Source organism: Saccharibacillus deserti (assembly GCF_013618475.1).
In the GTDB taxonomy this organism is placed as follows: domain Bacteria; phylum Bacillota; class Bacilli; order Paenibacillales; family Paenibacillaceae; genus Saccharibacillus; species Saccharibacillus deserti.
In genome coordinates, this window is record NZ_JABJVN010000009.1 from 181,517 (window position 1) to 198,223 (window position 16,707).

Consider the following 16,707-nt stretch of genomic DNA (forward strand, 5'->3'; position numbering starts at 1 on the left):
GAGCGAAGCATGGCCGGCGTGAACGATTATACGAACAAGAAGGTTGGCGACAACCGGGAACAAATCGAGCACCATATCGCCAAAATTCTGGAATTGATCGGCGAGGATCCGCAGCGGGAAGGGCTGTTGGAGACTCCGGCGCGAGTTACACGGATGTACGAGGAGATTTTTGCCGGTTACGACGTCGATCCGAGGGAAGCGCTGGGCGTGACGTTCGATGAGCATCACGAAGAGCTGGTCATCGTCAAGGACATCGTTTATTACAGCCAGTGCGAGCACCATATGGCGCCGTTCTTCGGCAGGATCCATATCGGCTACATTCCGAACGGCCGGATTGCAGGATTGAGCAAGTTCGCCCGCCTCGCCGAAGCGGTGACGCGCCGCCTGCAGGTGCAGGAACGCATTACCACGCAGATCGCCGACATTCTGGTGGAAGTTCTCCAGCCCAAGGGTGTCATGGTCGTTGTGGAAGGCGAACATTTGTGCATGTGCGCGCGCGGCGTCAAGAAACCGGGCAGCAAGACGGTAACGACCGCCGTACGCGGCGTGCTGCGCAACGATTCGGCGCAGCGTGCCGAATGCCTGGCGCTGATCAAGAACTGAAGCCTGACGGTAGGCCATTCGCGCTTGGCGAATGAAGCTTTACCGGATGTGCGCAAGCAAGACGAACCTGTCCGGCCCTGGGCCGTTTCTTCAAATGCCGGATTCCTGCAGACCGGGCGTTCATTTGAAGAGATACCCTGGACCGGCGGGTTCTTTTTTCAGCTTGGGAAAAAGGATGGATGTTCCCGGCAAGCGACGGAAGGAGTGGACGAAAATGAGAAAAACGGCGATCGGCCTCGCGCTGATCCTGCTGATCGTGCTGACGGCATGCGGCAAGCCGGCTTGGGTCGGCCATCAGGAATCGGAGCCGCTGGAAGGGACGCAGCCTTTGTTCGATCTCAAAGCTTATGATCCAAGCGAGAAGGTCCAGGTTACCTGGGACGGACAGACGGCGCCGGGGACTTTCGAGCGTCATCCGAAGTTTCCCGTAGGCGTTTATCTGCCCGAAGGGGCGACCGCGTTCAAGATGGGAAACGATACGGCCTGGGGATTCCAAGACAAGCAGATCTTTATGACCGTCACGCAAAATTCGCTGATCGACGCTTCGCTTATGCGCGACCGTACCGAAGAATTGATGGGCTATAAAGAGTACAAGGGATCGATCAACGACGGCCGGGTCGCGGACTTTTTCCGGGTGGAACATGGCGGCGAAACGTACGTGGTCTCGTTCACCTATCTCGACACAGCCAAAGCGCTGCCGCTGCTGACCGAGATGGCCAAAAGCCTGAGAAGCATCGAGTAGGGCCTGCGCTCGGAAAAATTAGGCATGAAGACCGTTACGACGAATATTTCGCCGCAACGGTCTTTTTTTATTCTTTTTGCACAATGGGTATAAAGAAGCTTAACAAAATACGTTCAATGCTCTATTTTATACTCATAAAACACATAAAGTATAAAAGAGGTGAGCGTATGGCTGTTATCGAAACGACATCTTTGACTAAGGTATACAAATCAAAACAAGCCGTATCGGATTTGAATCTGAAGGTTCAGCCGGGAGAGATCTACGGGTTTATTGGACCGAACGGGGCAGGAAAGTCCACGACGATCCGAATGATCATGCAGTTGGCCAAGCCTACGGCCGGTCAGATTCGACTGTTTGGGCAGGATGCCGGGCGCCCTTCCGCCGAACTGCGCCGGCGTATCGGCTATCTGCCGTCGGAGATTCTGCTGTATGACCGTTGGAGCGGCCGGGAGAGCCTGGCTTTTACGGCACGTGCCTACGGCTTGAAGCTGTCCGAGACGTCTTACCGCGAACAGGCAGACCTGCTGGATCTCGATCTGGACAAAAAAGTAAAATCGTATTCGCTCGGCAATCGCAAGAAGCTCGGCCTGATTCAGAGTTTGCTGCACAAGCCGGAACTGCTCATTCTGGACGAACCCACATCCGGACTGGACCCGCTGATTCAGCGCAAACTGGTGGGAATGCTGCTGGAGCAGCGGGCTGAGGGAATGACGATCTTTTTCTCCACCCATGTGCTGAACGAAGTGGAGCGTCTGTGCGATCGGGTTGCCATGATTCGGGAAGGGAAGCTTCTTCGGGTAGATGATGTCCATTCGCTTGCGGAAGGCCGGCGGCATCTATTCCGGGTTCGTTTCCGTGAAGAAGGCGACTTGACGGATAGGCTGAAACTGCGGGAGTTCGACCCGGAAGCCAAAATGGAAAATGGAGTTCATCTATTTGCGGTAGAAGGATCGGTGGGGCCGGTACTGGAACGGTTATCGCTTCGGGCGATTGCCGACCTAAAGGTGGAACGGCCAACGCTGGAGCAGCAGTTTATGCGGGATTACGAAGGGGAGGCCGAACCGGTATGAGAATCAATTTGATTGCCATGGAGCTGAAGTCGCTGCGTATCTCTTTTGTGGTCGGGACGCTGGTGCTGCTCGTCTATCAATTCGCGCTTGGCGCGATGGCGGACTCGTTCACCGGAAATGTGGGCATGATGGAGCTGCTGCAGAGCAAAGCGGGCATTCTGGAATCGTTCGGGATCAATGCGGAAATGATGACCTCCTACGAAGGATGGATCGCCGCGCAGCCGCATACGTTATTCGTGCTGCTTCTCGGCGCTTTTTCGGCAATCTGGGCGGGTTCCTGCATCTCGAGAGAGCGGGACAAAGGGACGGCGGAGTATCTGTTTTCTCTGCCTTACACCCGTCAAGAAGTCTTTTTCTCCAAAGCTGCTGCACATCTGATACTCGTTACGGTTGTAGCTGGGCTGACTTTTGTAGTGAACTGGATCGCGGGCTTATGGTTCAGCAGCGTCTCGGATGTCGGACTATTGCTTCTGCTGGCTGCAGCCGGATACTGCATCGCGCTTGCTTTTCTGGGGATTGGGTATCTGTTAACCTTCTGGGTGACTTCCGAACGGACAGCGACTTCAATCGGAATCGGTCTTGTGCTGGTTATGTTTTTTATGGGCTTGTTGTCAACGGCTCACGGCACTGCGGCGGAATTGGCGAAAGCCAGTCTGTTCCAGCTGTTTCCTCCAAGCGATATCGTGCAGCAGGCTTCCTTGACAGGAACCGGCGTATTCATTACGGTTGGTTTGTACGTGGCGGGTCTGATCCTCGCAGCTTGGGGATTGAGCCGCCAAGATCTATAAAAGGGGTGTGAGAAGCGGAGTGAGCGGCAAACGCGAACGAGTCATCGAGACCGCTTCGGCGCTGTTTTTCAAGCAGGGCATTGCCGAGACCGGTATGGAACGGATCGCCGAAGCGGCCTCGGTATCCAAAATGACTTTGTATAACTATTTTCAAAATAAAGAAGGACTGCTGCGCGCAGTGATCGAAACCATGATGCAAAAAGCGGAAAAAGATACCGACCGTGTGCTTGCGGAAGAGTCCGATCCGTTCAATGCCCTGCTTCGATTGCGCAATGCAGCAGAATACGCATCGATCTCGGAGCTTTTCGTCAAAGAGCTGCTCGACGGTTACCCGGATATTGCCGCAAACCTGATGGAATTCGAGAAAGGAAACATGGTGGGGCGAATCGAAGAAATTATTTTTCGAAGCCAGCAATCCGGCATGCTGCGCAAAGACGTCTCTCCGCATGTGATGTTCATGTTTATGATGGCTGTCAAAGAGTATCTGAGCCGGCCGGGGATCTGGAGCGGTATGCCGGATGCCCATGCCGCAAGAGAGCAGGTCTTGTCGCTGATGTACAAAGGGATTCTAAGCGAGGACTATCGCCGAACCGCAGAAGAACCGGATGCCGGCACATCATCGTCACCAAGAGCCGACGTTCAGAAGAAATCCAACAAGTAGAAAAGGAGCGGTCAGCCATGAGTGTGGAGCAGCCGGAGTATCGCAAGGCGGAGGGCGCGCAAGGAAATGCCGAAGGACCGGGAACGCAGGATCGGACTACAGCCGCAGAGAAAGCGAGCGGCCTCTGGCCTTCCGGCATCCGAATCTGGGCTCCGCCGCTTGAGAGCATGCCGGAGGACATTCTGTTCCCGATCGCCTGGGAAGAAATGATGTGCCGGCGCGTCGGAGAGGGCGAGGCGCCGATCATGCATATCTGGCGCCATCCGTACGCGCTGACGATCGGCATGCGGGATCGCAGACTGCCCCGGGCGCCCCAGGCGATGGACAAACTTCGGCGCGAAGGCTGTTCGGTAGCTGTCCGGGTATCGGGCGGAGCGGCGGTTCCGCTCGACGAAGGCGTAGTCAATGTGTCGGTGATCCTGCCGAATCCGGGGCGCAAGCTTGAACTGCACGGCGATTTCGAACGGATGGTTTCGCTGATCGCCGGAGCGGCTTCGCCGTGGACAAGCGATTCGAGAGCCGGCGAGATCTCCGGGGCTTTCTGTCCGGGCGATTACGATGTCAGCGTGAACGGGCGCAAGTTCTGCGGCATTGCCCAGCGCAGGCAGACCAAAGCGTATATCCTGACCGCATTTGTCATCGTGGACGGCAGCGGCGAGGAGCGGCGGCGTCTGGCCCGCGAATTCTACGACGAAGCTTCCGGCGTGCTGAAGCCGGGAGACGCTTATCCCGAAGTCCGGGAAGGGACGATGGGGAGTCTGGACGAGCTGGCCGGCGTCCCTTCCGCCGAAGCCTACATCTCTTCGCTGGAAGAGTGGATGATCGATCATGCGGGAGCCGCCGTGCTGGAACAGGCACCCGAACTGCCAATGGACGAACTCGATCTCCTGTCGCAGCAGCTCAAAGCGCGGTACGATAAAGATTAACGGATGGGAGCCTTGTTCGCTTAGGCCCCACGGAACAACAAAAAGCCGCTTCGAACGCCGCGCAGGCGGGTTCGAAGCGGCTTTTGCCGCCGGGTACAAGAATTCGGAGCGATGCGGTGCAGAAATATCGGTTCCGGGTTTAAGGCCGTTTGATTTCGCCGGCTTCGCCGTTCTCGATCTCGTCCTGCTGCGCCAGCCGAATATCGCCGAGGAAATTGGAGACGCGGCGCAGGTATTCGCGCGGATGTTCGCGGAAGATCAGTTCGTGGTGCGAGTCTTTGACAATCCAGGATCTGGAGTTCGGATTGGTCTGGTTCGCGGCCAACTGCTCGGCGATCTCGTAAGGAGCTTTGGTGTCTTCCGTGCCGTGAATGAAGAAAATCGGAATCGGGTAATCTTCCTGTTCGACTTTCTGGTACGGAATCTGATGAAGACTCGTGCCGTTCAGGATCGGGAACAGGAACTGCAGAATTTCAAGCGACGGATGGCGCGGCAGGGCGATATTTTGCCGAATGTTGTGGTACAGCGTATCCGGCTGCAGCAGGAAGGCGCTGTCCAGGATCATGGCATCGATATCGTCGCTGATCAGAGCGGCCTGCAGCGCAGTGCCGCCGCCCATCGAGAAGCCCCAGACCACAACCTGCTCGGCTCCTTTTTGCTTGGCATATTCGACGGCTCCGAGCAGCTGCTGGGTTTCTTTTTTGCCGCCGGTTGCGACTTCCTTGCTGCCCTGCGAAGCGAAGCCGTAATCGAACATGATGACATTGAAGTTCAAACGGTGCGCATAATGCGCGAGGTCGTACATCGGAATCCAGGTCTCTTCGCGGTTGGCTCCATAGCCGTGGCTGAGCACGATCGTTTTCTTCGATTCCGTATTTTCGGCCGGAATATACCACCCCTGCATGGTCCGGCTTCCGTCGATTGCAGGGAACGTGATATCTTCGTACTCCATCCCGACCGCCTGCTTGGGGGTGGAATACAAGGGAGCGACGGTGGGGTTGGACAGTACCCAGGCGATGTAGGCATGCAGAGCGACGAAACAAAAGATCAGAAAGAAAAGGATCGATAAGAACAGAGCCACTGCTATATTACGCAACCGGCGACGGCCCGAGTGGGTTTCCTTGACAGGATCTTCCGTCTGCGGGGCGGACTGCCTCTGGGACGGAGCTAGGCTTCCGGAAACGGGATTCATCGCGGTCTCTCCTTAGTCTGAATTTGGATCGGCCGGTCTGACGTATGCGGCGAAGAACCGTGCACCGTCACTCTGACCGACTCGAAACTTGTTGGAAAATGAAAAAACTTCGTTGTATTTATCGTATGCGCCGATCATGTCGAAGTCAAACCTACTCCTTTTATCGGCCGCTGCGGCAGACGATGTAACCCCTTTATTTCATCGGCATGAGTTTCATAAAAAATAAAAGGGTTTCATCAAATGAAACGAAATGTGCTATATTTAGAAGAAACAAACGGGCCGGAAAAGGTACCTTTACTTATGAAACGATCGGCGCCCGCTTGAAACTCAAAATTCCCGCTGGGAATCCGGAGAGAAGGTAAACCTGTATGGAAGACGGCAAATTAACCGTTCGTGCGGTCGAACGCGCGCTTGATATATTGATGTGTTTCACCCGGACCGGTACCTTGAGTCTTACGGAGATCGCCGGCGAAGTGGGGCTGCACAAAAGCACCGTTCACCGGCTGATGACGACACTCGAGGAAAAAGGATTTGTCAGCCGTGACGCTTCCACCGAGAAGTACCGGCTGGGCATCAAAATCTGGGAACTGTCCGCGCATCTGTCGAATACCGACGATCCCGCGCTTCTGCTTCTTCCCGCCATGGAGAAACTGCGGGACGAATTGGAAGAGACCGTCAGTCTCTACGTGAGAGACGGCCGGGAACGGCTGCGTATTCAGGCGGTGCAGAGCAACCAGGCGATCCGCCGTGTGGCTCCCGTCGGCGCTCGCCTTCCGCTGTACGTCGGCGCTTCGAGCAAAATCCTGGTCGCGTTCGCAAGCGAACGCGACCAGGAATACATCCTCAGCGATCCGATCTGGCCGGACATGGTCGCAAGATCCGCTTTTCGCGATCAGTTAAAAGCTATCCGTGCTGCCGGCTACGCGATTAGCGTCGAAGAAAGGGAGCAGGGCGCTACATCCGTAGCGGCCCCAATCTTCGATCTCAAAGGCAATCTGGCCGCGGCTCTGTCCGTATCGGGACCGCTGGCGCGTCTGCCTGTGGAGAAGCTGGAAGGCTATGCGCCGCTGCTGATGGAGCGGGCACGCCAGATGGGTCTGATGATCCGGTGAGAAGGCGGCAGCCGCGGGAAGGGACTTCTAAATTCGTCACATCATTCAGCCGGAAATCCGGGAAAGGCGGCACGAATATGGAACTTACTATGAGTCAGGTACAAACGGAGCGCGAGATGGAGGAAACGGCCGTATTGGCCGCACGGATCTGGCATGAGTACTATCTGTTTCTGATCAGCAAAGAACAAATCGAGTACATGATCGAAAAATTCCAGTCCGTTTCCGCGATTGCGGATCAAATAAATCGGCAGGGTTATACCTACTTTTCGATGCGGAATGAAGAAGCGGTGGTCGGATATCTGGCGGTCAAGGAAGAAGAAGGATCGCTGTTTCTCAGCAAATTCTATATCGCCCGGGAGTATCGCGGACGCGGTTACGCCAGCCGGGCCAGTGAATTCCTGGAACGGCTGTGCGAACAGAGAGGCCTGAGCCATATTTGGCTGACGGTCAACCGGGACAATCGCGACAGTATTGCCGTGTACGAGAAAAAAGGATTCCGCACCGTACGCGAACAGGTTGCCGATATCGGGAACGGCTTCGTGATGGACGACTACGTGATGGAAAAGGAAATCAAGCTTCGGGATTGAATCCTGCAGCCGCCCGGCGCCGCTGCGTTACAGATGCAGTGACAGGCGAATCATATCGCGGCAGCGGATTCCGTTCTCGTAAATTTCTTCGTCATAATGCCGGACGAAAAAATCGGGATCCACTCCGATTATACGGAATCCGCATTTCTGGTATAGAGCAAGCTGGCCGATCCCGGAGTTGCCGGTACCGAGCTCGATTGTCCGGTAACCGGCTTCCCGTGACATTTCTATGGCATGCAGCACGAGAATTTTTCCGATGCCCTGTCCGTGGAGGGTCTCATCGACGGCGACATTGACCAATTCGACCGTTTCCGGCCGGGTAGGCAGAAGCACGAATACACCGGCGATTCGTATCCCGTCGTCGGCGAGGAAGCATGTGCCGCGGCGCAGATAGTCTTCGACGATGGATCTTGAAGGGTCGGCGAGCAGCAGCAGATCCAGCGGCGGCGGTTCGTTTGGAGCGAGTGGACGGAGAGTGAGCGTTTCGATTGGCATGAGGCGGCCTCCCGGGCAGAGATGAATTTGAATGGATATCCTTTTACAAACCATGATGAGTAAGGGCGGGCAAATTGTCAATCCAACATGAAAAAGCTGCACTCGCCGTTTGGCGGGTGCAGCTTTTTGGTGTAAGGCTAAAAGTGCGGTAGGCTTAGTCCTGCATTTTCAAAGGTTTTTCGCCGTTGGCGACTTTCATCATTTGGCGAAGGACCGTTTGCAGGATGCCTCCGTTATAGTAATAGTCGACGTCGACCATGCTGTCCAGACGGGCGATCGCATTGAACTCGAACGTGGTTCCGTCTTCGCGCGTAACGGCTACCGTCAATTTCTGGCCCGGTTTCACGTCGTTGCTCAGGCCGATAATATCGAACGTCTCGCGGCCGTCGAGGCCGAGGGATTTCCACGTGCTGCCTTCTTCGAACTGGAGCGGAAGTACGCCCATGCCGACGAGGTTGCTGCGGTGAATCCGTTCGAAGCTTTCCGCGATAACGGCTTTGACGCCCAGCAGCATCGTGCCTTTGGCCGCCCAGTCGCGGGAGCTGCCCGTACCGTATTCTTTGCCGGCGAGTACGATCAGGTTCTGGCCTTCGTCTTGATACTTCATCGAAGCGTCGTAGATCGACATCACTTCATCGGTAGGCAGATACTTGGTTACGCCGCCTTCGGTGCCCGGAGCCACCATGTTGCGAATCCGGATGTTGGCGAACGTACCGCGCATCATGACTTCATGGTTACCGCGGCGCGAGCCGTAGGAGTTGAAGTCTTTGCGTTCGACGCCGTGTTCGGCCAGATACAGACCGGCCGGGCTGCTAGGCGCAATGTTGCCCGCAGGAGAGATATGGTCGGTCGTCACCGAATCGCCCAGCAGAGCCAATACGCGGGACTGCTTGATGTCGGCAATATCGTTCATTCCGTCGTTCAGATAGCGGAAGAACGGAGGGTTCTGGATATAAGTCGAGTTGGAATCCCACTCGTACAGTTCGCCTTCCGGTACTTCGATCGCGTTCCAACGCTCGTTGGCGGTGAATACGTTCGCGTACTTCAGACGGAACATTTCCGGCGTGATCGCCATGGCAACCGCATCGCGGATTTCCTGGGAAGTCGGCCAGATATCGCGCAGGAATACCGGTTCGCCTTGTTGGTCGTAGCCAAGCGGCTCGGTCGCCATATCGATATTCACCGTGCCGGCCAGCGCGTAAGCGACGACGAGCGGCGGGGAAGCCAGGTAATTCATTTTGACCTGCGCGTGGACGCGGCCCTCGAAGTTCCGGTTGCCGGACAGTACGCCCGCAACGGTCAGATCGTTATCGGCAACGACTTGAGCGACTTCGTCCGGCAGCGGGCCGGAGTTGCCGATGCAGGTTGCGCAGCCGTAACCGGCTACGTAGAAGCCCAGTTTTTCAAGCGGCTCAAGCAGGCCTGCCTTGAACAGGTAGTCGGTTACGATCAGGGAGCCCGGCGTCAGGCTGGTCTTCACGTATTCGGGACGGACCAGGCCGCGCTCGACGGCTTTCTTCGCGAGCAGACCCGCGCCCAGCATAACGCTCGGGTTCGAGGTGTTGGTACAGCTGGTGATCGCTGCAATCACAACGGCGCCCGCGCCCATTTCGCTCGTTTTGCCGTTCTTGTGGCTGACCGTGACTTTCTCGGCGATCTTCTCGTCGCTGAGTCCGTAGCCGCCTTTGTCGACCGGCGTGCGCACGATGTCTTCGAAGTTGCGCTTCATGTTGGTCAGCTCGATACGGTCCTGCGGACGTTTCGGTCCGGCAAGGCTTGGTACAACCGAACCCAGGTCAAGCTCGACGACGTCGCTGAATTCCGGATCGGCCATATCGTCCGTACGGAACATGCCTTGGGCACGGTAGTAGTTTTCGACCAGTTCGATCTGCTCGTCTTCGCGGCCGGTGTTGCGCAGGTACGTCAGCGTCTCGGAATCGACCGGGAAGAAGCCGACGGTCGCGCCGTATTCCGGTGCCATGTTGGCAACCGTCGCGCGGTCGGCCAGACCGATGTTGCTCAGGCCGGGACCGAAGAACTCGACGAATTTGCCGACTACGCCTTTTTTGCGCAGAATTTCGGTAACGGTAAGCGCCAGGTCGGTCGCGGTCGCGCCTTCGGACAGGCTGCCCGTCAGTTTGAAGCCGACGACGTCAGGCGTGACGAAGTACAGCGGTTGGCCGAGCATGCCGGCTTCCGCTTCGATACCGCCTACGCCCCAGCCGACAACGCCCAGACCGTTGATCATGGTCGTATGGGAGTCCGTGCCGACGAGGGAATCCGGGAAGACGTAAGTTTCGCCTTCAATTACTTTCGTTGCCGCAACGGAAGCCAGGTACTCCAGGTTGACCTGGTGCACGATCCCCGTGGACGGCGGAACGGCGCGGAAGTTATCGAATGCCGTTTGGGCCCAGCGCAGGAAACGGTAGCGTTCTTCGTTGCGTTCGAACTCGAGATTGATATTAAAGTCGAGCGCGTCGGATGTACCGAACGCGTCAACCATGACCGAGTGGTCGATAACGAGGTCGACCGGTACGAGCGGGTTGATCTGTTTCGGATCTCCGCCGCTCAGTTTCACGGTATCGCGCATGGCTGCGAGATCGACGACAACCGGTACGCCGGTGAAGTCCTGCAGGACGATACGTGCCGGAATGAACGGGATCTCCTTGTTGGCGTCGCGTTCTTCGGCCCAGCGGGCGATCTGGTTTACGTGTTCTTCGGTGATTGCGCGCCCGTCAAATTGGCGAACGGCTGCTTCCAACAGAACGCGGATCGAGAACGGAAGCTTGGAGATGCCGTGGTGTCCTTGTTCTTCGAGTGCCTTCAAGCTGTAGTAACGGTAAGATTTGCCTCCCGATTCGAGCGTACGGGCGACAGAAAATTGATCGGATAAAGCCATGGATGGACCTCCTCGAGAAATGTAATGGATCGCCGCGGAACCGGATAGGGTCTTGACGGAACGCGCGGAAAATCAAGCTCGGAAACGAAGTGCGGCTGCCGTTGAAGGAACCTTTCCGTTCCGGGAATCATGGACTGATTTTACGAAGTTTCATTGGATGAAACTAAATTTCAAAAATATCTAATTTAATTATAACGTTTACAATACGGATCGTAAAGTCCTTTTTGCCACGAAACAGCCGCCGGATTTCGATTTTCGGGCCGGCGCGGTATGCGGGTTTTCTTTGCAGGCGGAGCCCCTATCCTCTATACTGGTGAGAGAGATTTTAACGAATTGACGGGGGCTTAGACATGACAGCAAACAAAGTAACGGTAGGATTGGTATACGGCGGAAAATCGGGCGAACACGAGGTTTCGCTGCAGACCGGTTTTGCGGTAATGAACGCTTTCGATTACGCGAAATACGAGATTGTTCCTTTTTATATTACCCTTCAGGGCGAGTGGCGAATGGGTTCCGCTTTGGACGGGCCGATGAATTCGGTAGAGGACATGAAACTGGATGCGGCGGCGGGCGGTACGTCCGAGGCGGCAGGCGCCTTGTTCGCTTCGCTCAGCGGCCAAGAAAGCGGCATCGATGTGATGTTCCCGCTTCTTCACGGCACATTCGGCGAAGACGGTACCGTGCAGGGATTGTTCGAAATGGCCGGGCTGCCTTACGTCGGCGCGGGCGTATTGTCGTCTTCGGCCGGCATGGACAAAGACGTCATGAAAAAACTGTTTGCGGCCGCCGGGCTGGAACAGGGCGAGTATATCGCTTTCGGAGAGCGCGATTGGCGTATCAGCCGGCACGATCTGCTTCAGGAAGCGGAGACCAAGCTCGGCTATCCGTGTTTCGTCAAGCCTGCAAACCTGGGCTCGAGCGTCGGCATCTCCAAAGCCGGCGACCAGGAAGCCCTGATCGATGCCGTGGAACTTGCGCTGCGGTACGACCGCAAAGTGCTGATCGAGACATTCATCGACGGACGCGAACTTGAAGTCGGCGTGCTCGGCAACGACGACCCGCAGGCTTCCGTACCGGGCGAAATCGTCTCTTCCGGCGACTATTACGACTATAATGCGAAGTATATCGACGGCAAATCCGAGATGATGATCCCGGCTCCGGTCGATGCGGATTTGGCCGATTCCCTCCGCGAACTTGCCGTTCGCGCATTCAAAGCCGTCGAAGGCAGCGGCCTGTGCCGCGCCGACTTCTTCGTGCGGCGTTCCGACAACAAGATTCTCATTAATGAAGTGAACACGATGCCCGGCTTTACGCCCTTCAGTATGTACCCTCTTCTCTGGCGCGAAACCGGGATGTCCTATCAGGCCCTGCTCGACCGTCTGATCGAACTGGCTCTGGAACGCCATGAAGCCCGCACCAACCTTCAATACGGTAGATAAGGAACCAAACTTTGCATACCCCTCCGGGCCAAGCAAAGTTTGGTTCCCGCGCCGAGCGAGCCTTGAATCTTTAAGTTTTTAAGTCTTTAAGTCTTTAAGTCTTTAAGTCTTTAAGTCTTTAAGTCTTTAAGTCTTTAAGTCTTTAAGTCTTTAAGTCTTCAGCACCAAACCTACCTCGCAGTCAACGGATCATTCGGTCGAAAGGAGAGCTAACCATGGGATTTGAAACGGAATTCAACTCGGTCTGCAAATTCAAAAGCGAGCAGGAACTGTACGAACTGCTCGAGTACGGACGCGGCAAAATGCGCAAAGACGGTTTCCGCGTATTTCCGACCGGACAAAAAGTGATCGCCTATACCCCCGACAACCGGGCCGTCGCGATTGTACTCGTTACCGCTTCGATCGCGGAGATCAATTTTCAGGATAAAGAGATCACGCAGGTCGAGCTGGATCTGGTGCGCAAGCTGACGGACGAGGAATCGCGCGTGCTAACGGCATTGGCGCATGAAATGTTTTTCGGAGACAAGGAATAACGAACGGAAAATTGGGAGGAACGGATTATGGGAGAACTGTTGGCGGGTAAAAATATCTTGGTGATGGGCGTGGCGAACGATCGCAGCATCGCCTGGGGCATTGCGCAAAGTTTGTCCGCGCAGGGCGCGAGGCTGGCCTTTACGTACGAGAGCGAGCGGGTGGAAGGCCGGGTTCGCAAACTGGCCGATACGCTGCCGAACTCGGTTGTACTGCCGTGCAACGTGACGGACGACGCGGAGATCGAGGCGCTGGCCGAGAGAATCAAGGATGAATTCGGTGTGCTGCACGGGATTGCGCACTGTATCGCTTTTGCCAAAGCGGAAGACCTGTCGGGACAGTTTGTCGATACTTCCCGCGACGGCTTCGCTCTGGCGCACGATATCAGTTCGTACTCGCTGGTTGCCGTAGCCCGGAAGCTGCATCCTTTGATGAGCGAAGGCGGCGGCATCGTGACCATGACGTATATGGGCGCCGAGCGCGTGATGCGCAATTACAACGTGATGGGCGTAGCCAAAGCCGCTCTTGAAGCTTCCGTCCGTTACCTGGCCGCCGACCTGGGTCCGACCGGCATCCGGGTGAACGCCATTTCCGCCGGCCCGATCCGTACCCTGGCCGCCAAAGGCATCAGCGATTTCAATTCGATCCTGAAAGTCGTCGAAGAGAAAGCTCCTCTTCGCCGCACGACGGAGACGGCCGAAGTCGGAGATACGGCGATGTTCCTGCTCAGCGGGTTGTCCCGCGGGATTACGGGAGAAGTGATCTACGTGGACGGCGGATATCACGTAATGGGATAGAAGTAGGATAGGATCTGCAAATTGCCGATCCCTCCGGGCAAGGCGATTTGCAGATCCCGCGCCAAGCGAGCCCTCCCCGGGAATCCAGGCCCATTGGGCCGCCGATTCTCGAACAGCCCGGGCGAAGCCGGGCCCGCTCTTCCCGCTCCCGGCGGTTCTCCAACGCCAGTCCCCTGTCCAACAAGCAGCTCAAGAAAGGCGGTTATACTGTGGAATCGAACGAGAAAGTTCCTTATGTCCTGACGGGCAAAAGTTATACCGCGGTTGCGATCAATGCAGCCGCCAAAGCAGGCGAATGGATCAAAAGCAAATTGGGCATGCACGAACAGCTGTCGACCAAAACGTCGGCCCAGGATTTGGTGACGGAAGTCGACAAAGGCGCCGAACAGATGATTCGGCGGCTGATTCTGACCCATTTTCCGGATCACGCGATTCTTGGCGAAGAAAGTGTGGAACCTGGCGAAGCGGCCGCAATAAGCGCTCTTGCCGAAGCGCAGGATGAAGAATACCTGTGGATCATCGATCCGATCGACGGCACGACCAACTTTGTGCATGGATTCCCGTTCTATTCGGTCTCGATCGCTCTCGCGCATCACGGCGAAGTAATTATCGGAGTGATCTACGATCCTTCCCGCGACGAAATGTTCGTGGCCGAGAAAGGCAAAGGCGCTTATGTGCACGGAGCCCGCATGGCCGTATCCGGAGAAGAACGTCTGGCCCAAGGGTTGATTGCCGTAGGCTTCCCGGCCGATCCGGTCGTCAAGCTGCCGATCAATCTTCGGGGCATAGCGGAGCTTGCCCCGCGCGCACGCAGTCTGCGCGCCGGAGGATCCGCGGCGCTGCATCTCGCCCACGTGGCGGCCGGCCGACTCAGCGGTTACTGGGAGTCGGGATTGAATGCCTGGGATATTGCGGCGGGAGCTCTGCTCGTTGCCGAATCCGGCGGCAAAGTGACCGATACGCTTGGCGAAAGCTATCATCTGGGCGTACGCAATCTCGTCGCCACCAACGGCGCTCTGCACGCGGAAATGCTTACGGTGCTTAAGGAATCGGACGCGACCGGATTCTGAATCCGGTCTATCCAAAGTCTCTTGGCTAAAACTCCCAAGGAGGAATAGAGATGAGCGATGAGGAGATCCGCAGACCCGGACAGGAAGAAGTGGAGGAAGAACTCCGCGAACTGCTGACGGAAGGCGAACTGAAAGACGACGACCGCGAACGCAAAGAACGCGAACAGATTTCGCCGCGTTACGAGATCCGGATTCAATCGACGCTTGACCCGATCGTCGAGGAAACCCGTCTGTACCGGCAGATGGCGGAAGAGATCGACGACCGTTACGACGATTACCTCAAGAAGACCCAAACGCGGCCGTCTGAAGCTCCGGGCGACAGCCGCAAATAAGGCAAACCGATTCGCGTTCGTCAGGCCGCCGTATCCGGAACCTTTTCCGGATGCGACGGCGATTTTTGAATATCGGATTTTTGATCCGCCAGCCGCCAGCCGAATCTATTTGAACGGTCCGCAGAGACCGGAAGGGAACAACAATGACAACAACATGGACAAAAAGCTTGAAAGCGCTGGTATGCACCGCGCTGGTGCTTCCGGCATTCGGACTGGCAGGCGTTTCGAGCACCTACGCGGCGGGCGATACCTACAAAATCGTCTCGTTCGGCGATTCGCTGACGGCCGGTTACGAGCCCGACAAGGCACAGGCCGATTACTACGGATTTGTTCCCCGGCTTGCGGAGCAGGCAAGATTCCATGGACGTTCGGAAGTGGACAATTACGGTATATCGGGTCTGAATTCGGCCGGACTCGAGCATTATATCGAAGCGATTCGCGCCGGTACGAATACGACGGCCGACGCTATTCAAGCCGGACTTCGCGATCCGAATGCGGCTGTATTCGCCGCCGATACGGCAGGAATCCGCGCCGATGTGGCCGAAGCCGATGTCATCACGATTACAATCGGAGGCAACGATCTTCTTCCGCTGATTACAGGCAGCCAACTGCCGGCCGCGGAAGAATTGACTCCCAAGGTCGAAGCGCTGCTTCAAACGTACGCCGTCAATCTGGGCCAGGTGCTTGGGGATCTGCGCGAGATCAATCCGAATGCCCGTATCGTCGTAGCCGACCAGTATCAGCCGATTCCGGCCATTGCGGCCAAGTCGCTGTATGCCACGCTGAACCAGGCCGCAGCCGCGTACGCTTCGACGCTGAACGGAGTCGTAACGGCACAGAACGCGGCGGGCGCCCATGTCGAAACGGTCCATATGACTCCGCTGTTTATCGGCCGCGAAATGCAGCTGACGCATATTGCCCGCCGGGATATCCATCCCAATCAGACCGGATATGAAGTATTCGCCAAAGCTTTCTCCGAGCAGATCTGGAAAGAATACCGGACGCCGAGCGCTCCCGTTCCGGCAGAGACCGTAGCGGTAATCGTATCCGGCAAGGAATTGAATACGGCATTCAAGCCGATTCTGAAGAACGGCACGACTTTCGTCGTCCTGCGCGACATCACCGATGCGCTCGGAGCCGAGCTGAAGTGGAACAACAAGGCGGCGACGGCCAGCATCATGGTGGACGGCCGCAGTGTCGCGATTCCCGTAGGGAAAAAAGCGATCACCGTCAACGGCCAAGAAACGGCTATCCAGATTGCGGCCTTTACCGAGAAAGTGAACGGAGTCTCGAAAACCTACGTACCGCTTGCGGTGCTGGCGGACGGTTTGGGCTTCGATGTTCAGTATACCCCGCGTCTGCGTACGGTATTCGTGAATCGTTGAACCAAGCGAACCCCATCTGCCTACAAGAAATCAAACCGATCCGGAAATGGCTTCTGCCGTCTCCGGATTTTTTGTTGA

At 56.4% G+C, this 16,707-nt stretch carries 17 protein-coding genes; 14 read left to right on the forward strand and 3 right to left on the reverse strand.

Translation table 11 applies throughout. From position 1 onward, the window contains the following. The first annotated feature begins 9 nt into the window (after window positions 1–9). The 6 genes from folE to HOP44_RS19835 all read left to right on the forward strand — a co-directional run bounded on the left by folE (window position 10) and on the right by HOP44_RS19835 (window position 4,790). The gene (folE, locus tag HOP44_RS19810; RefSeq protein WP_172256600.1) at window positions 10–603 is read left to right on the forward strand and encodes a GTP cyclohydrolase I FolE; all 594 of its coding nucleotides are present in this window, start codon (window positions 10–12) and stop codon (window positions 601–603) included. A gap of 214 nt (window positions 604–817) precedes the next feature. Beyond that, window positions 818–1,345: a hypothetical protein gene (locus HOP44_RS19815; RefSeq protein WP_172256602.1), complete on the forward strand. Its 528-nt coding sequence runs from the start codon at window positions 818–820 to the stop codon at window positions 1,343–1,345. A 167-nt stretch (window positions 1,346–1,512) separates the two neighbouring features. After that, window positions 1,513–2,415, forward strand: coding sequence for an ABC transporter ATP-binding protein (locus HOP44_RS19820; protein WP_172256604.1), 903 nt, complete (start codon window positions 1,513–1,515; stop codon window positions 2,413–2,415). Then, window positions 2,412–3,203, forward strand: coding sequence for an ABC transporter permease (locus tag HOP44_RS19825; RefSeq protein ID WP_172256606.1), 792 nt, complete (start codon window positions 2,412–2,414; stop codon window positions 3,201–3,203). Before HOP44_RS19820 ends, HOP44_RS19825 begins: the two co-directional genes overlap by 4 nt. Before the next feature lie 19 nt (window positions 3,204–3,222). Beyond that, complete coding sequence (locus HOP44_RS19830) at window positions 3,223–3,864, forward strand: TetR family transcriptional regulator (protein ID WP_172256608.1); 642 nt, start codon at window positions 3,223–3,225, stop codon at window positions 3,862–3,864. A gap of 17 nt (window positions 3,865–3,881) precedes the next feature. Beyond that, window positions 3,882–4,790, forward strand: a complete 909-nt coding sequence (locus HOP44_RS19835; protein ID WP_172256610.1) for a lipoate--protein ligase family protein — start codon at window positions 3,882–3,884, stop codon at window positions 4,788–4,790. A 139-nt stretch (window positions 4,791–4,929) separates the two neighbouring features. On the opposite strand, the gene HOP44_RS19840 is transcribed toward HOP44_RS19835, so the two are convergent. Beyond that, window positions 4,930–5,982: an alpha/beta hydrolase gene (locus HOP44_RS19840; protein ID WP_172256612.1), complete on the reverse strand. Its 1,053-nt coding sequence runs from the start codon at window positions 5,980–5,982 to the stop codon at window positions 4,930–4,932. Between the two features lie 368 nt (window positions 5,983–6,350). On the opposite strand from HOP44_RS19840, the gene HOP44_RS19845 reads away from it, so the two are divergent. Both HOP44_RS19845 and HOP44_RS19850 read left to right on the forward strand, forming a co-directional pair. Next, on the forward strand, window positions 6,351–7,094 hold the full coding sequence (locus tag HOP44_RS19845) for an IclR family transcriptional regulator (RefSeq protein ID WP_172256614.1): 744 nt from the start codon (window positions 6,351–6,353) through the stop codon (window positions 7,092–7,094). A gap of 77 nt (window positions 7,095–7,171) precedes the next feature. Further along, the gene (locus tag HOP44_RS19850; RefSeq protein WP_172256616.1) at window positions 7,172–7,681 is read left to right on the forward strand and encodes a GNAT family N-acetyltransferase; all 510 of its coding nucleotides are present in this window, start codon (window positions 7,172–7,174) and stop codon (window positions 7,679–7,681) included. 27 nt (window positions 7,682–7,708) lie between these two features. Here the strand turns inward: HOP44_RS19850 and HOP44_RS19855 are convergent, their stop codons facing one another. Both HOP44_RS19855 and acnA read right to left on the reverse strand, forming a co-directional pair. Next, entirely contained in the window at window positions 7,709–8,176 is a 468-nt protein-coding gene (locus tag HOP44_RS19855; RefSeq protein ID WP_172256618.1) for a GNAT family N-acetyltransferase, read from the reverse strand. A 154-nt stretch (window positions 8,177–8,330) separates the two neighbouring features. Next, window positions 8,331–11,075 (reverse strand): aconitate hydratase AcnA, encoded by a 2,745-nt coding sequence (gene acnA / locus HOP44_RS19860; protein ID WP_172256620.1) that lies wholly within the window; start codon window positions 11,073–11,075, stop codon window positions 8,331–8,333. Window positions 11,076–11,425: 350 nt separating this feature from the next. Between acnA and HOP44_RS19865 the strand changes: the two genes are divergently transcribed. From HOP44_RS19865 to HOP44_RS19890, 6 genes are all read left to right on the forward strand, one after another. Then, entirely contained in the window at window positions 11,426–12,514 is a 1,089-nt protein-coding gene (locus tag HOP44_RS19865) for a D-alanine--D-alanine ligase (RefSeq protein WP_172256622.1), read from the forward strand. Window positions 12,515–12,729: 215 nt separating this feature from the next. Further along, on the forward strand, window positions 12,730–13,047 hold the full coding sequence (locus HOP44_RS19870; protein WP_141448405.1) for a hypothetical protein: 318 nt from the start codon (window positions 12,730–12,732) through the stop codon (window positions 13,045–13,047). Window positions 13,048–13,074: 27 nt separating this feature from the next. Continuing rightward, entirely contained in the window at window positions 13,075–13,842 is a 768-nt protein-coding gene (gene fabI / locus HOP44_RS19875) for an enoyl-ACP reductase FabI (RefSeq protein ID WP_172256624.1), read from the forward strand. Window positions 13,843–14,051: 209 nt separating this feature from the next. Further along, the gene (locus HOP44_RS19880; RefSeq protein WP_172256626.1) at window positions 14,052–14,912 is read left to right on the forward strand and encodes an inositol monophosphatase; all 861 of its coding nucleotides are present in this window, start codon (window positions 14,052–14,054) and stop codon (window positions 14,910–14,912) included. Window positions 14,913–14,962: 50 nt separating this feature from the next. Continuing rightward, a complete protein-coding gene (locus HOP44_RS19885; protein ID WP_172256628.1) occupies window positions 14,963–15,244 on the forward strand; it encodes a hypothetical protein in 282 nt (93 codons plus the stop codon). 143 nt (window positions 15,245–15,387) lie between these two features. Further along, entirely contained in the window at window positions 15,388–16,629 is a 1,242-nt protein-coding gene (locus HOP44_RS19890; protein WP_172256630.1) for a stalk domain-containing protein, read from the forward strand. The last annotated feature ends 78 nt before the right edge of the window (window positions 16,630–16,707 follow it).

Bases quoted from the DNA above. Each gene is read 5' to 3' on its own strand.
- folE (WP_172256600.1), top strand. From the start codon at position 10: ATGGCCGGCGTGAACGATTATACGAACAAGAAGGTTGGCGACAACCGG.
- HOP44_RS19815 (WP_172256602.1), top strand. From the start codon at position 818: ATGAGAAAAACGGCGATCGGCCTCGCGCTGATCCTGCTGATCGTGCTG.
- HOP44_RS19820 (WP_172256604.1), top strand. From the start codon at position 1,513: ATGGCTGTTATCGAAACGACATCTTTGACTAAGGTATACAAATCAAAA.
- HOP44_RS19825 (WP_172256606.1), top strand. From the start codon at position 2,412: ATGAGAATCAATTTGATTGCCATGGAGCTGAAGTCGCTGCGTATCTCT.
- HOP44_RS19835 (WP_172256610.1), top strand. From the start codon at position 3,882: ATGAGTGTGGAGCAGCCGGAGTATCGCAAGGCGGAGGGCGCGCAAGGA.
- HOP44_RS19840 (WP_172256612.1), bottom strand. From the start codon at position 5,982: ATGAATCCCGTTTCCGGAAGCCTAGCTCCGTCCCAGAGGCAGTCCGCC.
- HOP44_RS19845 (WP_172256614.1), top strand. From the start codon at position 6,351: ATGGAAGACGGCAAATTAACCGTTCGTGCGGTCGAACGCGCGCTTGAT.
- HOP44_RS19850 (WP_172256616.1), top strand. From the start codon at position 7,172: ATGGAACTTACTATGAGTCAGGTACAAACGGAGCGCGAGATGGAGGAA.
- HOP44_RS19855 (WP_172256618.1), bottom strand. From the start codon at position 8,176: ATGCCAATCGAAACGCTCACTCTCCGTCCACTCGCTCCAAACGAACCG.
- acnA (WP_172256620.1), bottom strand. From the start codon at position 11,075: ATGGCTTTATCCGATCAATTTTCTGTCGCCCGTACGCTCGAATCGGGA.
- HOP44_RS19865 (WP_172256622.1), top strand. From the start codon at position 11,426: ATGACAGCAAACAAAGTAACGGTAGGATTGGTATACGGCGGAAAATCG.
- HOP44_RS19870 (WP_141448405.1), top strand. From the start codon at position 12,730: ATGGGATTTGAAACGGAATTCAACTCGGTCTGCAAATTCAAAAGCGAG.
- fabI (WP_172256624.1), top strand. From the start codon at position 13,075: ATGGGAGAACTGTTGGCGGGTAAAAATATCTTGGTGATGGGCGTGGCG.
- HOP44_RS19885 (WP_172256628.1), top strand. From the start codon at position 14,963: ATGAGCGATGAGGAGATCCGCAGACCCGGACAGGAAGAAGTGGAGGAA.
- HOP44_RS19890 (WP_172256630.1), top strand. From the start codon at position 15,388: ATGACAACAACATGGACAAAAAGCTTGAAAGCGCTGGTATGCACCGCG.